2 protein-coding genes are annotated in these 1,933 nt (G+C 75.5%); one reads left to right on the top strand and one right to left on the bottom strand.

The features are described 5' to 3' along the window. The coding region (locus tag G3I42_RS25350) for a hypothetical protein (RefSeq protein WP_164289637.1) at positions 1 to 1,010 on the bottom strand (1,010 nt) is incomplete at its 3' end. A 195-nt stretch (positions 1,011 to 1,205) separates the two neighbouring features. Here G3I42_RS25350 and G3I42_RS25345 point away from each other — a divergent pair. Next, positions 1,206 to 1,814, top strand: coding sequence for a LysE family translocator (locus G3I42_RS25345; protein ID WP_164289635.1), 609 nt, complete (start codon positions 1,206 to 1,208; stop codon positions 1,812 to 1,814). Positions 1,815 to 1,933: the final 119 nt, after the last annotated feature.

Here is a 1,933-nt window from a genome sequence, read left to right as displayed (position 1 = left end):
CCGTCGTCCGCCGCCGCGTGGGCCGCGCTCGCCCCGGCACCGCGCAGCCGCGGCAGGGCGAGGAGCGGGCCCGTGCCCGCCCAGACCTGTGCCTGCGGCGGGGGAGCGGTGTCGGGCGGGAACGGGCCGAGGACCATGCTGTCGCTCGCGGTCCCCACGACGAGCCCGCCGTTCGGCGCCACGTCCTCGAACGTCCCGTTCGTCCGCGCCCCGAGGAGCCCCGCGAATTCCTCGGTCGTGTACGGGGGCCGCCATACGGTCGGCGACCTGCCGTCCAGCCGCGTGTTCTCCTCCGTGCCCACGACCCGTCCCGCGTTGTCGACGGCGCTGGGCCACCAGTACGTATAGGTGTCCCCGGGCCAGTACCGCTCCAGGACCGTCACCGCGCCCTTGCCGCCCGGCCACAGCAGCCCCGCGGTCCACCAGTCCTCGCCCGCGCCGCCCTGAGCCGCTCCCGTCACCCGGCCCGCGTCGTTCACGCCCGTCACGCGCAGCACGGTGTACCCCGCGGGGACGGCGAGGACTTCCGCCCGGCCCGTACCGCGCCAGCGCAAGGCCACGGGCTGCCCGTCACGCGTGCCGGTGCCCACCACGACGCCGTGCGCGTTGACGTCGGTGGCCCGCGCCCCGCCCGGGAGCAGCCGCACGGAGCGGGCCCCCGCCACGTACCGGAACGCGGCCGTCGAGCCGTCCGCGCGCTCCAGTGTGCCCACCATGAGCCCGTGCCCGTTCACCGCGGCCGCCTCACCGCCGGTGAACCCCTCCGGCAGCGGTACGGCGTGGACAGCGCGGCCCGTCCAGTACACCGGGCGCCCGTCCGACACCCCCACCGCGCGACCACCCGCCCCGAGCCCGAGGACCCGGTCCGCCGAGCCCCGTACAAGGCCACCGAGCACCTCCGTGCCCGGCACGCACCCGGACGCGGGAGCGGCGACCGCCTGCCCCGCCCCCACCCCGCCCGCGAGCAGCAAGCCCGCCGCCAACGCCGCGCCCGCGATCCGCCGTCTCATCAAGTCCCCCCGAAATCGGTCCGCATGGGCGCCCCCGCGCCCTCACCGCATCATGTACCCCCCTTTGCCCGGGGACGAGAGGAAGCGCACCCTCCGTCCCGCCGCGATTGGTCCACATCGCGGCCCCCGCTTTGGCCCTGTCCACAGGACCATGCGCTCGCCCAGGCTGGAGCCCTGCCCACCACGGAGGTCCCCATGACCCTGTCCTTCCTGCTCACGAGCCTCGCCGTGGTCCTCACCCCCGGCACCGGCGTCCTGCTCACCCTCTCCACCGGACTCGCCCACGGCCGCCGCGCCGGGCTCCTCACCGCCCTCGGCTCCACCCTCGGCACCATCCCCCACCTCGCCGCCGCCCTCACCGGCCTCGCGGCGCTGCTCCACCGCAGCCCCACCGCCTTCGCCGTCCTCCAGTACGCGGGCGCCGCCTACCTCGTGTACCTCGGCATCACCACACTGCGCACGGCCCGCGCCAAGCTCTCCGTCGACGCGGCCGCCGCCCCGCCCCGCGGCGCCCGCCTGCTCGTCTCGCCGATCCTCCTCAACCTCCTCAACCCCAAACTCACCCTCTTCTGCTTCGCCTTCCTCCCCGCGTTCGTCCCGGCCGGCACCGACGACCCCTTCGCCGCCATGCTTCCCCTCGCCCTCGCCTTCATGGCGCTGAGCTTCCTCGCCCTCGCCGGGTACGCGTTCGCGGCGGCGGGCGTACGCCGCCACGTCCTGAGCCGCCCCGCCCTGCTCACGGGGGTCAACCGCGTCTTCGGCGGCAGCTTCGTCGCCCTCGGCGCGGCGCTCGCGCTCGCCTGAACGGCCCTGCGCGGCAAGCACGTTGACGGGCGGGGCAGCCGGGGGCGCGACGAGCGGGAGAGGAAGGAGCCAGTCATCATGAACCCGATGAACCCGATGAACCCGATGAACCCGATGAA

It is taken from the genome of Streptomyces sp. SID11385, assembly GCF_010548245.1.
Taxonomy (GTDB): domain Bacteria; phylum Actinomycetota; class Actinomycetes; order Streptomycetales; family Streptomycetaceae; genus Streptomyces.
This window is presented reverse-complemented; position numbering and strand designations above follow the sequence as displayed.

Coding starts and splice junctions, on each gene's coding strand:
- G3I42_RS25345 (WP_164289635.1), top strand. CDS start 1,206: ATGACCCTGTCCTTCCTGCTCACGAGCCTCGCCGTGGTCCTCACCCCC.